At 35.1% G+C, this 1,838-nt stretch carries 3 protein-coding genes and 1 pseudogene; 1 reads left to right on the forward strand and 3 read right to left on the reverse strand.

Features of this window, described 5'->3' with window-relative positions; genetic code table 11:
- Window positions 1-179 precede the first annotated feature (179 nt).
- A pseudogene (locus tag BUB66_RS12690) lies at window positions 180-317 on the forward strand (IS30 family transposase); the annotation flags it as partial.
- A gap of 51 nt (window positions 318-368) precedes the next feature.
- Here the strand turns inward: BUB66_RS12690 and BUB66_RS12265 are convergent.
- From BUB66_RS12265 to BUB66_RS12465, 3 genes are all read right to left on the reverse strand, one after another.
- The gene (locus BUB66_RS12265) at window positions 369-719 is read right to left on the reverse strand and encodes a hypothetical protein (protein WP_188092905.1); all 351 of its coding nucleotides are present in this window, start codon (window positions 717-719) and stop codon (window positions 369-371) included.
- A gap of 285 nt (window positions 720-1,004) precedes the next feature.
- Window positions 1,005-1,331: a hypothetical protein gene (locus BUB66_RS11750; RefSeq protein ID WP_073258726.1), complete on the reverse strand. Its 327-nt coding sequence runs from the start codon at window positions 1,329-1,331 to the stop codon at window positions 1,005-1,007.
- Between the two features lie 70 nt (window positions 1,332-1,401).
- Window positions 1,402-1,569 carry a hypothetical protein gene (locus tag BUB66_RS12465; protein WP_206744214.1) on the reverse strand — a complete coding sequence of 56 codons (168 nt, stop codon included), beginning with the start codon at window positions 1,567-1,569 and terminating at the stop codon, window positions 1,402-1,404.
- Between the last annotated feature and the right edge of the window lie 269 nt (window positions 1,570-1,838).

The raw sequence follows: 1,838 nt of genomic DNA on the forward strand, positions 1-1,838 counted from the left end.
TTTAATTTTATTCTACATTATGTAGGTAAATGTGTCAATAATTTATCTTCTTTTGATTTTAATAGGAGTTGCTCAGTTAATTGAAAAATTAAATGTGACACCAAAAAATAGTTGAACCATAGCGTGAAACCCAATATGATGTTGGTTGACTAAAACTAACATCAAGAAGGGTTTCAGCTATGGTTCTTACTCAAGAGTATACCACATCACCTCGCACATCACCTCGCACTTTTAAACACCTAACACCTTATGAAAGAGGGAAAATTTCTGCCCTTCTAAAAGAAGGTTTCTCCCCAACTCAAATCGCTAAAAAACTTGTCAGCAGAACATTCACATCCGCTTTTCCATTTTTAATAGTTGCATTTTCATCAATTCAAAATCATTTCCGGATAAATGATATATATAACGCTTCTTTGTTCCTCAAAAAAACTCTGCCCTGTTACTAAATATTTGCCTTCTCCGGTCACATAATAATCAAGTGGCTCAAATCCTAAATCTAAATCCACTGGTCGCAAATTTTTATGGTTTAAATAAATCTTCCATTTATCCTTTTTATAAGCCAATCCATTATTAAAAACTCTCAGCCTAGTTATATTTTCATCAACGATTTTATGCTCATTAGTAGCCAAATCATACACATATAATTTATTCTCTGTAGGATATTCCGTCCCGTATTTAAGATCTACAGAATATATTTTACCTTCTACTAAGCACGCCACACCTATGATGTTTCCCGGTACTTCATAACTTGTTGTTTTTGAAGTGTTTATATGTCAGCCCATATTATCCTCCCATTATTAATGCTGACAAAATCATTAATAAAACAAGTGTTTCTTATAGTCCCAACTTTTTTCATCTGACCATTTTCCAAGTTTAACAGAACTATCTCGGATATTCTATTACCGTCTGTGGCATCGTAATCGGTTGCCCAGACAAGGTAGTCTCGCCACAGTTCCGGAACAGTAATTGATTCTTTTTCGCCCTGCGAGTATATTAACTTTACTTCACCCGTTTTTGAGGTTCTTCGCATAAAATTTTACTTCCGAACCCCATACATCTCCATCAGCCCATACGAGCCATTTTTCGTTCGCTTTTACACATTGAACATTGCCAAGCTCATATTTTGATTCAAATACTAATTTCTCTTCTCCCGTCTTTATATTGCGCTCTATCAGTATGTCGCACATGTCATCTTTTGCTTTTTTGCTCTTAACCGCCACGAAAAGGGGATCGTCGACAATGGCAGGAGTAAAAAAGTCGGCATATAAAAACTCAACTTTCGTTACGGCTTCATTCTGATGAGCTTTTTTATGGACGTTGCCTGCAACCATAAAGAAATGAAGATAGGATTATAAAAAAGGCAATTAATCGTTTTATGTCCATAATCTTTTCTTCCTTTCCTTAATACAACATCACATAATTTGTGTCATCTTTATCAGCTTGTTCCACTGCATTAAAGACATTTTCTAATTTTTCCCAATGATATCCTCTATATTCATCTTTATTATTAGGATCAACAATGTACAATTCTTTTTCACCAGTATTTTTATTGTTAAGATATCCACACACCGTAACATAGTGACGTGTTTTATAACCTTTGTAATAGTCAAGATGGCTAGTATCTATTAAAATTAGCGGTGCGTTCGTCCTGTATTTTAAGTCATCTCTTATCCTTACTAAGGTATCCCGTTGTGTCTCAAAAATCCCGGTTTAAAGTTTAAATACGCTGCCTTTTGTAAGTCCAGAAATCGGATTAAATGGGTATGTCCTTTGACTAAACGAGGAAAAAGCGGTTACATCTGCACTTGCCCTAACCCCTGCACTAATTCCAAAAGTGG

This window comes from Caldanaerovirga acetigignens (genome assembly GCF_900142995.1).
Lineage (GTDB): Bacteria > Bacillota > Thermosediminibacteria > Thermosediminibacterales > Thermosediminibacteraceae > Fervidicola > Fervidicola acetigignens.